Here is a 17,498-nt window from a genome sequence, read left to right as displayed (position 1 = left end):
TGTCACGTTGTCCTGGTGGGCGACAGAGTGTAGGTCCGGCCGGCGGTGTAGAACTCCAGCGCTGCCCTGCCCTGTTCGCGCGGCCCGAGGCTGGATGCCTTGGCGCCGCCGAACGGCAGGTGGAAGTCGACGCCGGTGGACGGTGCGTTGATCCGGATCATTCCGGTGTCGAGCCCGTCGAGTCCGCACAGCGCCGCGTCCAGATCGGCGGTGTGGACCGAGGTGACCAGGCCGTACGGCACGGAATTGGTGAGGCGTACGGCGTGTGCCACATCGTCGGCGGGCAGCAGGGCCGCGATCGGGCCGAAGACCTCCTCGTGCAGGAGGCCATGGCCCGCGGGAACGTTCTCGACCAGCGTCGGGGCCGCGTACCAGCCGGGACCGTCGGGCACGGTGCCGCCGGTCAGCACATCCAGGCCTTGCCAGGCGTCACTGGCCCGGTCACGGGCGCGCTCGTCGATGAGCGGCCCGCTCACGGTCGCCGCATCGGCCGGGTCCCCGACCGGGATCGCCCGCAGGGCTTCGCAGAGCGCTTCGCGCAGGGGGCCGAGGGCTGCCCCGACCGCGACGACGCGGCTGGTGGCGGTGCACTTCTGGCCCGCGTAGCCGGCGATCGCGGCGGCGATGTGGGCAGCGGCCTGCTCGATGTCGGCGTCCGGGAGGACGATCGCCGCGTTCAGGCCGCCCATCTCGGCCTGGACCGGAATGCCCCGGGCCGTGGCGTCGCGTACCACGGCTCGGCCGACGACGGTCGAGCCGGTGAAGGAGACGACGTCGGCGGCGGAGACGAGCGCGCTGCCCTCCGGCGCTCCGCCGGGCAGCGCCGTGAACACCCCTTCCGGCAGGGCTCGTTGGGCGATCTCTGCCAGGCGCCGCGCACAGGCGGTGGCCTCGGGTGCGGGCTTGAGGACGACCGCGTTGCCGGCCGCGAGCGCCGGGGCGGCCTTCCAGCTCGGAATGGCGAAGGGGAAGTTCCAGGGCGTGATCAGTCCGGCCACGCCGTGCGGGCGGCGGCGGGTGAGCAGCAGGCCGGGGCCCGCTGCGGTCTCGTGGACGGCCCCGACGGGTTCGTACGGGGCTTGGGCGTAGTAGCGCCAGATTGCGGCGGTGCGTGCGACCTCGGCACGGGCTTCGGTGAGGGGCTTGCCCACTTCACGGACGGCGAGCTCGGCCAGCTCGGCACCTGCCGTATCGATGGCGGCGGCAACCGCACCGAGGGCGGTCGAGCGAGCGGCCGCCCCGCCGAGCAGCCATCCGGGCTGGGCGTCGCGGGCCCGTTCCACGGCCTCGATCGACGCGAAGGCGCCGGGCGCCGGGGTCTGGAGCAGTACGTCGGACGGGTCGGCCGGGTTGTGCGAGGTGATCAGGGAGAGGGTGTCGGTCACAGGAGGAAGCCTCCGGGGAAGGGGTCGGCCGGGTCGAGGAAGTACTGGGCGGTGCCGGTGATCCAGGCGCGTCCGGTGACGGTCGGCACGACAGCGGGCAGCGAGCCGACGGTGGTCTTCTCGATCAGGCGCCCGGTGAAGCGGGTGCCGATGAAGGACTCGTTGAGGAAGTCCTGGCCGAGGGGCAGTTGGCCGCGTGCGTACAGCTGGGCCATCCGGGCCGAGGTGCCCGTGCCGCACGGGGAGCGGTCGAACCAGCCGGGGTGGATGGCCATCGCATGCCGCGAGTGGCGGGCGCCGGAGCCGGGAGCGGCGAGGTAGACGTGTTTGACTCCGGCGATCTCCGGCTGCTCGGGGTGCACGGGCCGCTGGGGCGAGGCGTTGATCGCGTTCATGACGGCGAGCCCGGCGGCCAGCAGGTCGTCCTTGCGCGCACGGTCGAACGGCAACCCCAGCGCGTCGAGTTCGACGATGGCGTAGAAGTTGCCGCCGAACGCGAGGTCGTAGGTGACCGTGCCATATCCGGGCACGGTCACCTTGCTGTCCAGCGCGGCGCAGAACGCCGGCACGTTGGTGAGCGTCACCGATTCGGCCGCGCCGTCCGCGACCCGTACGTCGACGGTCACCAGCCCCGCCGGAGTGTCGAGCCGGACGGTGGTGACCGGTTCGGTCACCGGCACCATGCCCGTCTCGACCAGGACGGTGGCGACCCCGATCGTGCCGTGCCCGCACATCGGGAGCAGTCCGGAGACCTCGATGTAGAGGACGCCGTGGTCGGCGTCGGGGCGGGTGGGCGGCTGGAGGATGGCGCCGCTCATGGCGGCATGGCCGCGCGGCTCGTACATCAGGAGCGTCCGGAGGTGGTCCATGTGCTCGATGAAGTACGTCCGTCGCTCGGCCATGGTGGCGCCGGGGATGACGCCGACGCCACCGGTGATGACGCGGGTGGGCATGCCCTCGGTGTGTGAGTCGACGGCGTGGAAGACGTGACGGGTACGCACGGGCTTCCTTTCCGTGGGGGGGTGGTCAGCGGTGGCCGTCGGCGACGGCCTTCTCGGTGGCGGCCCGCACGGCCGACTCGGTCTCCGCGGTGAGCGGGGAGCGCGGCGGGCGGGTGGGCCCGCCGCGTCGGCCGACGAGGTCCATGGACAGCTTGATGGCCTGGACGAACTCCGTCTTGGAGTCCCAGCGCAGCAGGGAGTGCAGGGACTTGTAGAGCGGGCGGGCCGTCTCCAGATCGCCCGCGACAGCGGCGTGGTACAGCGTGGCGCAGCCGGCGGGGAAGGCGTTGGGGTATCCGGCGATCCAGCCGACGGCACCGGCGAGGGCGAGTTCGAGCAGCACGTCGTCGGCGCCGATCAGCAGATCGAGTTCCGGGGCGAGCTCGGCAATCTCGTACGCCCTGCGGACGTCACCGGTGAACTCCTTGACGGCGACGACGCTGCCGTCCTGGTGCAGCCGGGCCAACATGGCGGGGGTGAGGTCGACCTTGGTGTCGATGGGGTTGTTGTACGCGACGACCGGCACCCCGGCCCGCGCCACCTCGGCGTAGTGGGCGCGCACACCCTGCTCGCCGGCCCGGTAGGCGTTCGGAGGCAGCAGGAGCACCGAGCCGCAGCCCTCCTCGGCCGCCTGTTCCGCCCAGCGCCGGGCTTCGCCGCTGCCGTAGGCGGAGACGCCCGGCATGACGCGTGCCCCGTCGCCCGCAGCCTCGACGGCGGTCCGCACCACGCGGGCCCGCTCCTCGTCGGTGAGGGTCTGGTATTCGCCGAGCGAGCCGTTGGGCACCACACCGTCGCAGCCGTTGTCGAGGAGCCAGCGGACGTGATCGGCGTAGGCGTCGTGGTCGACGGACAGATCGTCGCGCAGGGGCAGGGCGGTGGCGACCATGATGCCGCGCCAGGGGCGGGCGTTGTTCCACGTGGTGGCGGTCATGCCGGTAAACCTCTCTATAGTATGTGACATTTCACTAGGCCCCGAGGGGCTCGGCCGGAGGTCGGCCGTCACCGCCGGATCATCCTTCGGCGTCGGGGGCGGCGTCGGGCTCGGATGTGGTCTCGGATCGACCGCCGGGCGCGTCGGCGTCGCCCCCGGGCTCGTTGACGCCGGGGACCACGGGGTCGTCGAGCGCGGCGAGAGCCGAAAGCGGAACGGGTGTGGCGAACGGTCGGCGCTCCGCCAGGGGTTCGACGGCTTGGTCGCGGGCCATGAGGCAGGCCACCGCCGGACCGCACATCCGGCCCTGGCACCAGCCCATACCGGCTCGGGTCAGCAGCTTGACGGTACGTGCGTCGCGTGCTCCGAGGTCCTCGACCGCCTCGCGTATCCGCCCGGCGGTGACCTCCTCGCAGCGGCACACATCGGTGTCGTCCGGGAGCCGGTGCGCCCACCCCGGGCCTGGCGCGTGGGCCGCGGTCATCACTTCGGCGAAGGCCCGCATGCGGTCCCTGCGCCGCTGCAGTTCCCGGACCCGGCCGGCGTGGGCGGGGCGCCCAAGGAGCCGGGCGGCAGCAGCGACTGCCGCCAACTCCCCTTCCACCCTGGCCAGTTGCGCACCACCCACTCCCCCGGTCTCACCCGCCGCCCACAGCGAGCGCACCGAGGTCTCCTGGACACCGTCCAGGGCCAGGGCCCTGGTGCCGTCGGACAGCGGGCGGGTGGCACAGCCGAGCGCCGTGGCCAGGTCGACCTGGGGGACGAGGCCGTGCCCGACCGCCAGCGCGTCGCAGTCGATCCGCCGTCCCGTCCCCTGTACGGGGCGCCAGTCGCGATCGAGACGCATGACGGTGACGGCCTCCACCCGTTCGGTTCCGTGCACCTCGGTGACCGCGCTGCGCAGCCGCACCGGCACCCGGTGCCACAGCAGTGCCGCGCCGTGGACCAGCGCCTCGGCCGCCTTGTGCGGATTGGTGACCAGCGCGCGGGGGTGCCGGGCGTAGCGCAGATAGCCGGTCGCCTCGACGACGGCCGGCACCCGTGCGCCGGCGGCTGCCAGCGAGGAGGCGACCGCGAGCAGGAGGGGGCCGCTGCCCGCGACGACGACCCGCCGTCCGGGCAGCACCAGGCCGGACTTGAGCATGGCCTGCGCTCCCCCGGCACCCACGACGCCGGGCAATGTCCACCCGGGGAAGGGCAGCTGCCGTTCGTACGCGCCGGTCGCCAGGAGCACCGCGCGGCACCGTACTCGCACGGGGCGCTCGCCGCCGCCGTCGGCCCCGGTGACGGCGTGCACGGACCACGCATCGGCGGCCTCGTCGTCCTTGGTCACGCTCCACACGTGGTGCCCGGGAAGGTGGCGGACGTCGCTCTGCGCAAGGCGTCGGCGCAGGTCGGCGTAGGCGGACCAGTCATGGTGCAGGGCTTCGGGCCGGACGGCGCCCAGGGCGGGTGCCGGCGTGCGGTAGAACTGCCCGCCCGTGTGGGTGGAGGTGTCCAACAAGACGACGGACAGGCCGAGCTCACCGGCCGTGACGGCGCCGGCGAGGCCGGCGGAGCCCGCCCCGATCACCGCGAGGTCGTACGGTTCAGACGCCGAGAGCGGCACGGCCGTGTCCTTCCTGAGTGGTGATGGCGTCCCCCGGCCGGGCCGGCACCAGGCAGGCCCGCCGGTTGGGCTCTCCGTTGATGGTCGCGAGGCAGTCGTAGCACTGCCCGATGCCGCAGAACGCGCCCCGCGGGCGCCCGCCGTTGCGTGTGGTGCGCCAGGCCAGGATTCCGGCTGCCCACAGGGCAGCGGCGACGGACTGGCCGGGCAGAGCGGTCACCGCGCGCCCGTCGAACGTGATCCGGAACGGCGGACCGGGCTGGGCGCCGACCAGCTCGGCGGGGGTACGGGCCACGGGTGCTCCTCTCATGGCGGGCATGGCAGTGATGGCGGCGGTCGCAGGCGGGTCTCAGGCTGCTGGAGGAAAGCGTTCCGGCCGGAACGGGGTGATGTCGAGCGGCGGTTCGCCGCCGCTCAGCCATCGCGCGACGGCCAGTCCGGTGGCGGGGGCGAGCCCGACCCCCGCACCTTCGTGGCCGCAGGCGTGCAGCAGGCCGGGGACGCGCGGATCGGGGCCGATGGCGGGCAGGTGGTCCGGCAGATACGGGCGGAAGCCGAGGTAAGTACGCATCGCCCGGACCCCGGCGAGGACCGGGAAGAGTGCGGTGGCCTGGGCCGCCAGGCGCCGCAGCACCTCGACCGAGAGCGTGCGATCGTAGCCGACCCGTTCCCGGCTGGCGCCGATCAGGACCGGCCCCGCCTGGGTGCCCTCGACGACCGCCGAACTCTGCAGCGCCGCGGAGCCACTGGCGACATCGGCGACATAGTCGGCCGCGTACACCTTGCGGCGTACCACTCGGGGCAGCGGCTCGGTGACCAGGACGAAGCCCCGGCGGGGCCGTACGGGAAGCGCCACGCCCGCGAGGCGGGCGAGATCGCCGCTCCAGGTCCCGGCGGCGTTCACCACGTGCGGGGCGTGGAGCTCCCCGGCTGTCGTCCGCACTCCCCGGATCTCGCCGCTCCCGCCGGTGAGCAGGTCGGTGACCTCCTCGCCGAGGCGCAGCCGGATCCGGTCGCCGCCGGCGCGCAGCAGATGTGCGGCGGCGAGCGCCGGCATGACCTGCGCGTCCTGGGGGTAGTGGAAACCGCCCGCCAGGCCGGGGGCGAGATGGGGCTCCAGGTCGTGCAGGTGGTCGGGCGGGACCTCGTCCGCCGTGACACCCGCCGCGCGCTGCCCGGCCGCGAAGTCCCTTAGTGCGGCCATTCCGCTCTCGCCGGCGGAGACGACCAGTCCGCCTTTGGGCTCGTACTCGATGCCCGGCGGGAGTTCTTCGGCCAGCTCCCGCCACAACCCGGTGGACAGCAGGGCCAGTTCGAGTTCAGGTCCCGGCTCCTTGTCGGAGACCAGGAGGTTGCCCTCGCCGGCCCCCGTCGTACCGCCCGCCACGGGGCCGCGGTCGAGCACGGTGACGCGGAGGCCGGACCGCGCGGCGTAGTAGGCGCAGGCCGCACCGATCACGCCGGCCCCGACAACGATGACGTCTGCGGAGTTCCTCGTGAGCACGTCAGTAATATTTCACATTGCACCGCCTCTGCCAAGGGCCCGCGATCCATTACGTCGGACCGATTGCCCTTGCTTGCCAATGAGTTCCGCCCCCCACTCAGGAACGCGGCGAGTTTCACCGAGGCCGGCATTTCATGATGTGCGGTACGGATTGCGGCGGCCGCGGGGTCGCCCGTGACAGCCCCCTCGGGCACGGGTGGGTAACGAAGTCGGTGAGGCCTTGTCAGTGCAATTTCACATTACTATGTTACCGGTCACATTCCAGCCACTGGCTGTCCAACTGCTTCCGGAGTGACCACTCATGGACAAGCGCACCTGCTCAGCTCTGGCCGCCACACTGGTGGCGGCCCTCACGTTCGGCACAGCCGGGTGCTCCGGCGGGCAGAAGGCGGACGGTGCCCGCGGCCGCAAGAACCCGGCAACGGCCAACAGCGGCCGAGCGGTCGGCGGGACGCCCCAGAAGGGCGGCACCCTCACCGTCCTGTCCAACCAGGACTTCACCCACCTCGACCCGGCCCGCAACTGGGTCATGAACGACATGGATTTCGGGACCCGACTGCTCTACCGCACCCTGGTGTCGTACAAGGCGGCCCCCGGAACCGCCGGCGGCGAGCTGGCCCCCGACCTCGCCACCGACCTCGGCACGCCCTCCAACGGCGCCAAGACCTGGACCTTCCACCTCAAACCGGGGATCAAGTACGAGGACGGGACGCCGGTCACCGCCCAGGACATCAAGTACAACGTGGAGCGGTCCTTCTCCCCGGACCTGCCCGGCGGCGCCGACTACGCGGCCCGCTACCTCAAGGGCGCCGAGGGCTACCGCGGCCCGGCCAAGGGCGAGCACCTGGATTCGGTCAGGACGCCGAACGACACGACGATCGTCTTCGAACTGCGCACGCCCTTCGCCGAGTTCCCCAACGCGACGGTGATGCCCACCTTCGCCCCGGTGCCGAAGGCGAAGGACAACGGGCCCCGCTACGACAACCGGCCATTTTCCTCGGGGCCGTACAAGATCGAGACGTATCAGCGCAACAAGAAGCTGATCCTGGTCCGCAACCGTCACTGGGACCCCAAGACCGACCAGATACGCAAGGCCTACCCGGACAAGCTGGTCATGGTGATGGGGCTCAAGCCCAACCAGATCGACGACCGGATGATCGCCGGCCAGGGCGCGGACGCCTCTGCCGTCCCGTGGTACGCGCTGCGGCCGGAGAGCGCGGCCAAGGTCCTGCCCAGGGCCGACGTGCGCGAGCGGCTGCTGGCCGAGTCGACGAACTGCACCGACATGGTGCAGATGCACACCGGGCGGGCCCCCTTCGACAACGTGAAGGTCCGTCAGGCCGTGCAGTACGCCCTCGACAAAGAGGCCGTGATCACTTCCTCCGGCGGCCCCGCCTTCAATGACGTGTCCCATGCCTACATGCCCGCAGCCCTGTTCGGCGGCAAGCAGCCGGACACCCTGAAGATCCCCGCCACCGGCGATGCGGACCGGGCCAAGCAGCTGCTGAAGGAGGCCGGGAAGCCGAACGGCTTCACCACCAAGATGACGGTCTCCAACGGGGACAAGGGGCGGGCCGAGGCGATCCAGCAGTCGCTCGCCAAGGCCGGTATCAAGGTCACCATCGAAACGGTCGACCCGTCCGCGTTCTACGCCACCATCGGCGACACCGCCAACCGCACCGACATGGTGTACACCGGCTGGTGCCCGGACTACCCGTCCGGCTCCACCTTCCTTCCCTTCGTCTTCGACGGCCGCTACATCAAGGGGAAGGGCAACACGGGCAACCACTCCCTCTTCCGCGACAAGCCGACCATGCAGCGGATGGACGAGATCGCCGCGATGACCGACGTCAAGAAGGCGAACGCGGCCTGGCGGGAGCTGGACGGCAGGATCGTCGCCAAAGCCCCGGCCGTACCGGTCCTGGTGCGCCGCTGGCCTCTGGTGGTGGGGAGCAACATCGCGGGCGCGTACGGGCAGACCTCCTTCGGCGGCCAGCTCGACTACGCCTCGGTCGGCCTCAAGGACCCCGCCAAGAGCGAGGGCTGAGGAGCGTACCCGCCATGTCCTCCACCTCCATGTCCGCACCGGCCGTCAAAACCACTCCGGCGAGCAGCGGCCCCTGGCAGCTCGCCCGGCAGCACCTGCGCCGACGCACCGCCGTGAAGATCTCCCTCGTCGTGATCGTGCTCTTCGCGATCACGGCGGCGGCCGCCCCGCTGCTTGGCACGCTGGGCGGCTGGTCACCCGAGGAGTTCGACAAGACCGCCGTCGACCCCTACCTGGGCGGGCAGCCGATCGGCCCGCTCGGCGGGATTTCCGCCGACCACTGGCTCGGGGTCGAACCCGTCACCGGCCGCGACCTGTTCGCCCGAGTCGTGCACGGCGCGCAGGTCTCGCTGTTCATCGCCTTCGCCGCCACCGCGATCGTCGTCGTCGCCGGTACGGCGGCCGGGATCGCGGCCGGCTACTTCGGCGGCCGCACCGACACGGTGCTCTCCCGGCTGATGGACCTCATCATGTCCTTCCCGTCCCTCATCTTCATGATCGCGATGATGTCGGTGGCCCGGGACGTCAACCGGATCGTGCTGATGACCGCCGTGATCGGGCTCTTCGGCTGGCCCGGCATCGCCCGCGTGGTACGCGGCCAGACGCTCTCGCTCAAGCATCGCGAGTATGTCGACGCCGCCCGTGTCGGCGGGGCCGGCCCCTGGCGGGTGCTCACCCGCGACATCCTCCCGGGCGTCGCCGGGCCCGTCATCGCCTACACCACCCTGATCATCCCCGGGATGATCGCCACCGAGGCGGCCCTGAGCTATCTGGGCGTGGGCGTTCGCCCGCCCACCCCCTCCTGGGGCCAGATGATCGCCGAGAGCGTCGCCTTCTACGACACCGACCCCATGTACTTCGTCATCCCCAGCGCCTGCCTCTTCCTCGCCGTGCTTGCGTTCACGCTGCTCGGCGACGCGCTGCGGGACGTCCTGGACCCGAGGGGAAGCCGCACATGACCCTCTACCTCGGGCGCCGGATACTCGGCGTCATCGGCGTCCTGATCGCCATCGCCGCCATCACCTTCACCATCTTCTACGTCCTGCCGTCCGACCCGGCGGCCGCGGCCTGCGGCAAGTCGTGCAGTACCGAGCGGCTGGCGGCGATCCGTGAGCACATGGGCCTCGACCAGCCCCTGTGGCGGCAGTTCGCCGACTTCGTCACCGGCATCTTCACCGGCCGCACCATGGGCACGGGCCAGTACGAGCTGCACTGCCGCTTCCCGTGCCTGGGCTACTCCTACGAGAACAGCGAAGCGGTCTGGGACCTGCTGATGGACCGTCTTCCGGTCTCCGCCTCGCTGGCCTTCGGCGCCGCGGTGATCTGGCTGGTCCTCGGGCTGTCCGCGGGGGTCGCCGCGGCCCTGCGCAAGGACACCCTCACCGACCGCGCCCTCATGGTCGGCGCGGTGGCCGCCGCTTCGCTGCCGGTCTACTTCACCTCGATGATGCTGATCTACGGGGTGATCCGGTTCGCGGGCCTGCTGCCCTACCCGCAGTACGTGCCGTTCGGCGACAACCCGCTCGACTGGGCGTCGAACCTGCTGCTGCCCTGGCTGGCGCTGGCCATCCTGTACGCGGCGATGTACGCACGGCAGAGCCGCAGTTCGATGATCGAGACGATGGCGGAGCCGTACATCCGCACCGCCCGTGCCAAGGGCCTGCCGCGCCGGACGGTCGTGGTCAAACACGGGCTGCGGGCCGGTATGACCCCGGTCCTGACCATCTTCGGCATGGATCTGGGCGGACTGCTCGCCGGCGCGGTGATCACCGAGTCCATCTTCGGGCTCCCCGGCATCGGGCGGCTCTTCTACGGAGCGCTCTCCAGCGGCGACCAGCCGGTGATCCTCGGAGTGACGCTGCTGGCCGCCACCTTCATCGTCGTCGCCAACCTGGCCGTCGACCTGCTCTACGCCGTCGTCGATCCCCGAGTGAGGTACTGATGAGCGCTCGCGAACCCGTGCTCTCGGTCAGGGAGTTGGCGGTCACCTTCCCCACCCCGCGCGGCCCGGTACGGGCCGTGGACGGCCTCGGCTTCGAGGTGCACCAGGGGCGAACCCTCGGCATCGTCGGCGAGTCAGGCTCCGGCAAGTCCGTCACCTCCCTGGCGGTGATGGGGCTGCACACCGGCGCTTCGGTCACCGGATCCATCACCCTGGGCGGCCGGGAGCTGACGGGCCTGCCGGAGCGCGACCTGAACCGGCTGCGCGGCCGGAAGATGGCGATGATCTTCCAGGACCCGCTCTCCAGCCTCCACCCGTACTACACCGTGGGCGAACAGATAGCCGAGCACCACCGCGTGCACTTCGGCAGCGGCAGAAGGGCCGCCCGCGAGCGGGCCGTGGAAGCGCTGGGCGAGGTCGGTATCCCCGAACCGCGGCGCCGGGCGCGGGAGTACCCGCATCAGTTCTCCGGCGGCATGCGCCAGCGTGTGATGATCGCGATGGCCCTGGCCTGCGAACCCGAACTGCTCATCGCGGACGAGCCGACCACCGCCCTGGACGTCACCGTCCAGGCGCAGATCCTGGAGCTCATCGCCCGGCTCCAGGAGGAGCGGGGACTGGCCGTCATCATGATCACACACGATCTGGGAGTGGTCGCCCGGGTCGCCCACGACGTTCTGGTGATGTACGGGGGAAGAGGCGTCGAACGGGCCCCGGTGGACACCCTGTTCGCGGAACCGGCCCACCCCTACACCCGCGCCCTCCTCGACTCCCTTCCCCGTCTCGACGACAGCGACGAGGAACCGCTGCGGGTGATCCCCGGCAGCCCGCCGTCCCTGCTCACCCCGGCCCCCGGCTGCGCGTTCGCGCCCCGCTGCCCCCGGCCGGCCGACGCCCCCGCCGAGGAGCGCTCCCGATGCGAGAGCGAAATCCCCCTCCTCGACGGCCCGACCGGGCATCCGGCCGCCTGTCACTTCCCCGCGTACGGAGGCATGGCTCCATGACCACCACGACCACCGAACCCCTGTTGTCCGTGCAGAACTTGACGGTGACGTTCGCCGGGAGGAAGCGATCCGCACCGGTCCGGGCCGTCGACGGCATCAGCTTCCACGTGGCGGAGGGCGAGACGCTGGGCCTCGTCGGCGAGTCCGGCTGTGGCAAGTCCACCACCGGACGCACGATCGTCCGGCTCCTGGAACCCACCGCCGGCTCCGTCACGTACGACGGACGGGACATCAGCCATCTGTCGCAGCGGGTACTCAAGCCGCTCCGCAAGGACCTGCAGATGGTCTTCCAGGACCCGCACTCCTCGCTCAATCCGCGCCAGACGGTGGCCCGGGTCATCTCCGATCCGCTGCTCGTCCAGGGCAGTTCGGCAGCGGGCGCCCGCAAGCGTGCCGCTGAGCTGATGGAGCTGGTGGGACTCATCCCCGAGCACATCGACCGCTATCCGCACGAGTTCTCCGGCGGCCAGGCCCAGCGCATCGGTATCGCCCGCGCCCTGGCCACCGGCCCCCGCCTCGTCGTCGCCGACGAGCCGGTCTCCGCGCTCGACGTCTCCGTCCAGGCCCAGATCGTCAACCTGATGGAGCGGCTCCAGCGCGAACTCGGCCTGGCCTACCTCTTCATCGCCCACGACCTGTCCGTCGTCAAGCGGGTGTGCGACCGGGTTGCCGTGATGTATCTGGGCCGGATCGTCGAGATCGGAGCGAAGGAACAGGTCTACACCGCCCCGACGCACCCCTACACATGCGCGCTGCTGTCCGCCGTCCCGCTGCCCGACCCGGCCGCCGAACGGGGCCGGGAGCGGATCACCCTGCTCGGGGACCCGCCCAGCCCGGCCGCTCCCCCACCCGGCTGCACCTTCCACCCTCGCTGCCCCAAGGCCCAGGAGATCTGCCGCACCGAGGCGCCCTCCCTGCGGAACACGGCACCGGGCCCGGCGCGGCAGGTGGCGTGCCATTTCCCCGAAACGGCCTGAGCACGGCCATGCCCCGGCTCCCGCCCGGGAACCGGGGCACGACCGCCCGCGTCACGCTACGACTTGGTGATCCGCACGGTCTCGCCGTTCCCGTCGGCGCTCAGCACCTCGATCCGGACGCCCGCGGCGGAGTCGGTGAACGTCTCCCCGGCCCGGAACGGGCCGTCGTCCAGGGGGCGACAGCCCGACGCCGGGGTGGCACTCGGCTTGGCGTCCATGACCCGGATCGGCCCTTCACCGGACTTCACGGAGGAGTCGACCTTGTAGACCAGCGCGCCGGCGGCGCACAGGCCGGTATCCGCCTGGACAGCCCGCCGCGACTCGACGACGTACGCAGTGGAGGGGCCGGTGGGTATCACCGCCATCTTGGTGCCGGACCCGTACTCGACGGCGGTGAGGTGCACGGTATCGCTGCCCGCCGAGGCCCGGCACACGACCTGGCTGTCATCGGTCCAGCCCAGCTTCCAGGAGTGCCAGGCGAAGTACTGCGGCCCGGCCCCGCCTATCAGACCCATCACGTCCCATCCGCCCACGAAGCGGTGGTCGTCGTCGCCCTTGTCGAAGGCGTACAGATCGGGCAGCCCGAAGGTATGACCGGTCTCGTGGGCCACCAGCTTCTTCCCCCAGTGCCACATGTCCTGGCCGAAGGTGACCGCCCACTTGACCCGCCTGCCATCGGCGACGACGCCCGCCGTTGCCGGCTCGTACACATAGGTGGGGGTGTAGGAGACCGCCGACGCGTTCTTCGTCGGTACGACATAGACCATGTCGTACCGCGAGAAGTCCACGTCCGGATCGGCCGCCGCGACCGCGTCCTTGAGGTACGCCTCGTGTTGCTCGTGCGTCATCCCACGCTCGTATCCGTAATCGGTGGAGTTGTGCGGCATCCTCGCCCAGCGCCGGTGCTGGGTGATGTCCAGCCATGCCTTGCCGTACGAGGCGTTCCACAGCCAGTCCGCCCCGGGCGTGACCTGTGCGGCGTCGTCGGCCGGGGACTCGGCGGAAGGGGCAGGGGCATCCGGGAAGTCCACGAAGACCATGGCTGCCTTGATTGTTCCCGCCGGGCGCTGGAACACGGAGAAGTCCGTGTCGTGCCCTTCGTCCGTCCAGCCGGTGGTGCCGCGCAGCGCACAGTCCGACGCGCTGTCGGCGGCCGGGGCGCCGACAGCGGCCGGGGCGCCGACAGCGGCCGGGGCGCCGAGGAGGAACGAAAGCGGGAGCAGGGCGGCGAGCAACACCAACAGAAACGCCGACCGTGTTCCTGGCACCCACCGTGCACCCGGCAAGAGATCTGGCCGTCTCACGTCATCACTACCTCTCCATAAATACCCATCGCGTGTGTCATGTCACATAAGACTGCGGACGCACGCCCCTGTCCGAAAGCTGTCGTCAGTCCATAACATCCGCGCCATGGACCTGGAGATACGGCATCTGCGGGTGGTGTGCGCGATCGCCGAGGCGGGGAGCCTCACCCGCGCCGCCGCCTCGCTCCGTATGACCCAACCAGGACTCAGCGCCCAGTTGCGCCGCATCGAGGCCGCTCTGGGCGGGCCCCTGTTCGACCGGCGGCAGTCGGGCACCGTCCCGACGCCCTTCGGCGAGCTGGTCATCGGACGGGCGCGCGCCATACTGCCGGGCATCGACGGAATGCTCTCCGACACGGCCCGTGCCGCCCGCCGCATGACAGCCGCGGACCGGATCCGCGTCGGCTCGGTCGGCGCCCCGCTTCTGGGGCACCTCCTCCTGGCCGTCCGAGCACTGCTGCCCGACGCCGACCGGACCTGCCGTTGCCAGTACTCCCCCGTCGCTCTGCTCGACGACCTCGCCGCGCGCCGCCTGGAAGCGGCGGTACTCGGCGACCACCCCGGCCAGGAGCTGCCGCAGCATGCGGGCGTGGCACTCCACACGATCGTCAGCGAACCGGTCTTCGCCCTCCTGCCGGCGGCCCACCCGCTCGCCACGCGGGACGAGGTCCCGTTGGCCGACCTTTTGCAGGAGGACTGGGCGGTCCCCCGGCCCGACAGCGACCGGACCCCCGAGTACTGGGCTTCCGTCTGCACCTCGGCCGGCCGCGCTCCCTTCGCCCCCTATGAAGCGGAGGGGCGGCAGCTGATCGAGATCGTGCGGGCAGGCCTGGCCGTCAGCCTCTGCCAGGCCACGTTCACCGAGGTACCGGGCGTCTCGGTCCGCCCCCTGGCCGAAAACCCCCTGTGGTACCGGCACATTCTGGCCTGGCACCACGACGGCCCGCTCGCACCGTACGGCACCGAAATCCTGCGCCGAGTCGCCGACGGCTATCTGGCCACCTGCAGCGACAGCCCGGTGTACGCGCGCTGGCGTGAACTGAACCCGCACGCGGCCCGGCCGGTGACGGTCGCGCCCTGACCCACCCGGGCCGGCGAACGGCGGCGGCGCTCGGGCGGCGGCCCCCCGCCACGGAGGGGCTCCCCGGACAGCACCGGCTTCACGGCAAGTCCCGAAAAGCCACCACGTCAAGGCCGTTGACGGGCCGGCCTCTCCGTCGAAACCAGCGCCGCGGCGCTCACCGAAGCCCGGCGAGACGGCACTGGAGGGACGAAAAAGGGGCTCGTTCTGTTACGTGCCACCCTCTTCTCACTAACACGTGAACTGTGACATTGTACGGTCACACTTTTCGCGGGCATGACAGCTCCGAGAGTGTTCAACTCCCGTTGCCAGCAAGGTCCGCACCCCCACACTTGCCGTGCCCCTCGCGCGGCTGCCGACCGGCCCTGGAGGCCATCGCTATGCGTAGACCCCCCACAGCGAAGAAACTCGCCCAACTGCTGATATCCACCGTGGCCGCCGCCGGCCTGGGGCTGACGATGCTCGCCCCCAACGGCGAGGCGGCACCGGCCGACGCCGGGGCACCCAAGCCCGCACCGAGGTCGGCCCCCGCCCCACAGCCCGCCTCCGCCACCGTGCTCGCCGCCGATCTCGCACCCGGACACGCCGCCGCCCCCTCGCGATCGGCCACGAAGCCCGCGAACTCCGCGCTGCACCCTCCGCTCCCCGCGGCCCAGAACGCCGCAGAACGCAAGAAGGCCCGCTCCGCGGCGAAGGCCGTGGCGGACTGCAACGTCAGCGACTTCACCTCGAAGACCGGCACCGAACTGGTCGAGCAGATCAAGCAGTCGGAAACCACCTGCATCAACACGCTGTTCAACGTGTCCGGTGAGGACTCCAAGGCCCTCTTCCGTGAGGAACAGATGGTCACGGTGGCGAACGCGTTCAAGGATGTCGCGGCCAACTACCCTGGGGACAACAGCACTTCCGCCGCCCAGGCGGTGCTGTACCTGCGGGCCGGCTACTACATCCAGTACAACCAGCCGGAGAACGTCGGCGAATACGGCCCGGCGCTGAAGAGCGCCATTCAGGGCGCCCTGGACGGCTTCTTCGGCTCGTCCCACGCCTTCGATGTCACCGAGGCCAACGGAGAGACCCTGGCCGAGACGGTCACCCTGATCGACAGCTCCGAAGAGAACGCCCGGTTCCTCGACGTGGTCAAGCGTCTGCAGAAGGACTACAACTCGTCGTACGACCAGTTCTACGGAATGCTCGCGGCGGTCAACAACACCTACACCGTGCTGTTCCGCGGCCACCAGCTGCCGGAATTCGTGGAAGCCGTGAAGGCCGACCCGAGCGTCCTCACCGGACTGCGTGACTTCGCCGTCGCCCACGACGATCTGCTCGGCACCGACAAGTCCTACCTGGCCAGCAACGCCGGACGGGAACTCAGCCGCTTCCTGCAGCACGCCGAACTCAAGGACACCGTGAAGCCGTTGGTCAAGGAGCTGCTCGGCCGCAGCGAGATCACTGGGCGCACCGCCCCGCTCTGGGTCGGCCTCGCCGAGATGACGAATGAGTTCGATAAGGCGAACTGCGCCGAGTACGACACCTGTGACCTGCAGAACCGCGTGCGCGACGCGGTTCTGACGATCAAGCACGAATGCGGTCCGAGCGCGAAGATCCTCGCGCAGGAGCTGAGCGCGTCCGAACTCTCGGCCACGTGCGACAGCATCCTCAAGCAGGACCCGGTCTTCCACGGCATCGTCAAGGACAACGGCCCGGTCAAGGACGACAAGAACACCAACATCGAGATCGTCGCCTTCAACTCCAGCACCGACTACAAGACCTACGCCGGTGTCGTCTTCGGTATCGACACCAACAACGGCGGCATGTACCTGGAGGGCGACCCGGCCGCTGAGGGCAACCAGCCGCGCTTCATCGCCTACGAGCAGCCGGCCCAGGACGGCGCCTTCCAGATCTGGAACCTCAACCACGAGTACACCCACTACCTCGACGGTCGCTTCGACATGCACGGCGACTTCGCAGCCGGTCAGACCACTCCGACCGTGATGTGGGTCGAGGGCTTCGCCGAGTACGTCTCCTACTCGTACCGCGGCATCACCTACGACCGGGCGATCGAGGAGGCGGGCAAGGGCACGTACCAGCTGAGCCAGCTCTTCGACACCACCTACGACAACGCCGACACCACCCGTATCTACCAGTGGGGCTACCTGGGCGTCCGGTACATGCTCCAGTCACACCCCGAGGATGTGGCCACCCTGCTCGGCCACTACCGCGCAGGCGAGTACGACGCCGCCCACAGCCTGCTCCGCGACACCATCGGCACCAGGTACGACGCCGACTTCACCGACTGGCTGAGCAAGTGCGCCGGCGGTGACTGCGGCCAACTGCCGGCCCGGAGTGCACGGTGACCGACACCTCGGTCACCGGCAAGAACTGAGCCAAGAGAACACCGAGCCATGAGAACCCGGTGTCCCGCGCACCGTGCGCGCGGGACACCGGCTGCACGACTGTCCAGCTCCTGCATCGCCCGCTCCCCAGCCGCGGGCACCGTGCTCTCCACCGACTGCGTTTCACGACGGACCGAGCCACGGACGGAACGGGGAGCTCGGAGGACACTTCCAGAGGCGCTGGGGTATTCGCGGGCCAAGGCCTACGACCTGGTCCAACGGCGCCCGAGCCGGATGCTGTGCACCGTCGCGGCCGTCCTACTTACCGAACCGCTGGTGCCGGCGCAGGGCGCCCAGGTTCTGCCACAGGGCGGGCT

Annotated in this window: 14 protein-coding genes; 7 read left to right on the top strand and 7 right to left on the bottom strand. The window is 70.6% G+C overall.

The annotated features are described in order from the left end of the window. Positions 1-2 precede the first annotated feature (2 nt). The 6 genes from K7C20_RS36885 to K7C20_RS36860 all read right to left on the bottom strand — a co-directional run bounded on the left by K7C20_RS36885 (position 3) and on the right by K7C20_RS36860 (position 6,433). The gene (locus K7C20_RS36885) at positions 3-1,385 is read right to left on the bottom strand and encodes an aldehyde dehydrogenase family protein (RefSeq protein WP_053209644.1); all 1,383 of its coding nucleotides are present in this window, start codon (positions 1,383-1,385) and stop codon (positions 3-5) included. Then, the gene (locus K7C20_RS36880; RefSeq protein WP_030075129.1) at positions 1,382-2,386 is read right to left on the bottom strand and encodes a proline racemase family protein; all 1,005 of its coding nucleotides are present in this window, start codon (positions 2,384-2,386) and stop codon (positions 1,382-1,384) included. Before K7C20_RS36880 ends, K7C20_RS36885 begins: the two co-directional genes overlap by 4 nt. A 25-nt stretch (positions 2,387-2,411) precedes the next feature. Continuing rightward, on the bottom strand, positions 2,412-3,320 hold the full coding sequence (locus K7C20_RS36875; protein ID WP_030075130.1) for a dihydrodipicolinate synthase family protein: 909 nt from the start codon (positions 3,318-3,320) through the stop codon (positions 2,412-2,414). A gap of 79 nt (positions 3,321-3,399) precedes the next feature. Next, on the bottom strand, positions 3,400-4,929 hold the full coding sequence (locus tag K7C20_RS36870; RefSeq protein WP_053209643.1) for an NAD(P)/FAD-dependent oxidoreductase: 1,530 nt from the start codon (positions 4,927-4,929) through the stop codon (positions 3,400-3,402). Next, complete coding sequence (locus tag K7C20_RS36865) at positions 4,910-5,224, bottom strand: (2Fe-2S)-binding protein (protein ID WP_030075133.1); 315 nt, start codon at positions 5,222-5,224, stop codon at positions 4,910-4,912. Before K7C20_RS36865 ends, K7C20_RS36870 begins: the two co-directional genes overlap by 20 nt. Before the next feature lie 54 nt (positions 5,225-5,278). Continuing rightward, positions 5,279-6,433, bottom strand: coding sequence for an NAD(P)/FAD-dependent oxidoreductase (locus K7C20_RS36860; protein ID WP_030075134.1), 1,155 nt, complete (start codon positions 6,431-6,433; stop codon positions 5,279-5,281). 301 nt (positions 6,434-6,734) lie between these two features. Between K7C20_RS36860 and K7C20_RS36855 the strand changes: the two genes are divergently transcribed. Genes K7C20_RS36855 through K7C20_RS36835 form a run of 5 tightly spaced genes read left to right on the top strand, consistent with a single transcriptional unit; the run spans position 6,735 to position 12,403 of the window. Continuing rightward, complete coding sequence (locus K7C20_RS36855) at positions 6,735-8,480, top strand: ABC transporter substrate-binding protein (RefSeq protein ID WP_030075135.1); 1,746 nt, start codon at positions 6,735-6,737, stop codon at positions 8,478-8,480. A gap of 14 nt (positions 8,481-8,494) precedes the next feature. Further along, entirely contained in the window at positions 8,495-9,439 is a 945-nt protein-coding gene (locus tag K7C20_RS36850) for an ABC transporter permease (protein ID WP_053209642.1), read from the top strand. Then, positions 9,436-10,422, top strand: coding sequence for an ABC transporter permease (locus K7C20_RS36845; RefSeq protein ID WP_053209641.1), 987 nt, complete (start codon positions 9,436-9,438; stop codon positions 10,420-10,422). The genes K7C20_RS36850 and K7C20_RS36845 overlap by 4 nt, the downstream gene beginning before the upstream one ends. Next, positions 10,422-11,426, top strand: a complete 1,005-nt coding sequence (locus tag K7C20_RS36840; RefSeq protein WP_030075138.1) for an ABC transporter ATP-binding protein — start codon at positions 10,422-10,424, stop codon at positions 11,424-11,426. The genes K7C20_RS36845 and K7C20_RS36840 overlap by 1 nt, the downstream gene beginning before the upstream one ends. Then, on the top strand, positions 11,423-12,403 hold the full coding sequence (locus K7C20_RS36835) for an ABC transporter ATP-binding protein (RefSeq protein ID WP_030075139.1): 981 nt from the start codon (positions 11,423-11,425) through the stop codon (positions 12,401-12,403). Before K7C20_RS36840 ends, K7C20_RS36835 begins: the two co-directional genes overlap by 4 nt. A 56-nt stretch (positions 12,404-12,459) precedes the next feature. Here the strand turns inward: K7C20_RS36835 and K7C20_RS36830 are convergent, their stop codons facing one another. Beyond that, positions 12,460-13,671 carry a M6 family metalloprotease domain-containing protein gene (locus tag K7C20_RS36830; RefSeq protein ID WP_053209683.1) on the bottom strand — a complete coding sequence of 404 codons (1,212 nt, stop codon included), beginning with the start codon at positions 13,669-13,671 and terminating at the stop codon, positions 12,460-12,462. Between the two features lie 142 nt (positions 13,672-13,813). On the opposite strand from K7C20_RS36830, the gene K7C20_RS36825 reads away from it, so the two are divergent. Together K7C20_RS36825 and K7C20_RS36820 are read left to right on the top strand one after the other, a co-directional pair. Next, on the top strand, positions 13,814-14,788 hold the full coding sequence (locus tag K7C20_RS36825; protein ID WP_030075141.1) for a LysR family transcriptional regulator: 975 nt from the start codon (positions 13,814-13,816) through the stop codon (positions 14,786-14,788). Positions 14,789-15,168: 380 nt separating this feature from the next. Further along, entirely contained in the window at positions 15,169-17,142 is a 1,974-nt protein-coding gene (locus K7C20_RS36820; protein WP_030075142.1) for a collagenase, read from the top strand. Positions 17,143-17,498: the final 356 nt, after the last annotated feature.

The sequence above is a fragment of the Streptomyces decoyicus genome, from assembly GCF_019880305.1.
Lineage (GTDB): Bacteria > Actinomycetota > Actinomycetes > Streptomycetales > Streptomycetaceae > Streptomyces > Streptomyces decoyicus.
This window is presented reverse-complemented; position numbering and strand designations above follow the sequence as displayed.

Excerpts from the sequence above, each read along its gene's own strand:
- K7C20_RS36875 (WP_030075130.1), bottom strand. The coding sequence starts at position 3,320 with ATGACCGCCACCACGTGGAACAACGCCCGCCCCTGGCGCGGCATCATG.
- K7C20_RS36855 (WP_030075135.1), top strand. The coding sequence starts at position 6,735 with ATGGACAAGCGCACCTGCTCAGCTCTGGCCGCCACACTGGTGGCGGCC.
- K7C20_RS36850 (WP_053209642.1), top strand. The coding sequence starts at position 8,495 with ATGTCCTCCACCTCCATGTCCGCACCGGCCGTCAAAACCACTCCGGCG.
- K7C20_RS36845 (WP_053209641.1), top strand. The coding sequence starts at position 9,436 with ATGACCCTCTACCTCGGGCGCCGGATACTCGGCGTCATCGGCGTCCTG.
- K7C20_RS36840 (WP_030075138.1), top strand. The coding sequence starts at position 10,422 with ATGAGCGCTCGCGAACCCGTGCTCTCGGTCAGGGAGTTGGCGGTCACC.
- K7C20_RS36835 (WP_030075139.1), top strand. The coding sequence starts at position 11,423 with ATGACCACCACGACCACCGAACCCCTGTTGTCCGTGCAGAACTTGACG.
- K7C20_RS36825 (WP_030075141.1), top strand. The coding sequence starts at position 13,814 with ATGGACCTGGAGATACGGCATCTGCGGGTGGTGTGCGCGATCGCCGAG.
- K7C20_RS36820 (WP_030075142.1), top strand. The coding sequence starts at position 15,169 with ATGCGTAGACCCCCCACAGCGAAGAAACTCGCCCAACTGCTGATATCC.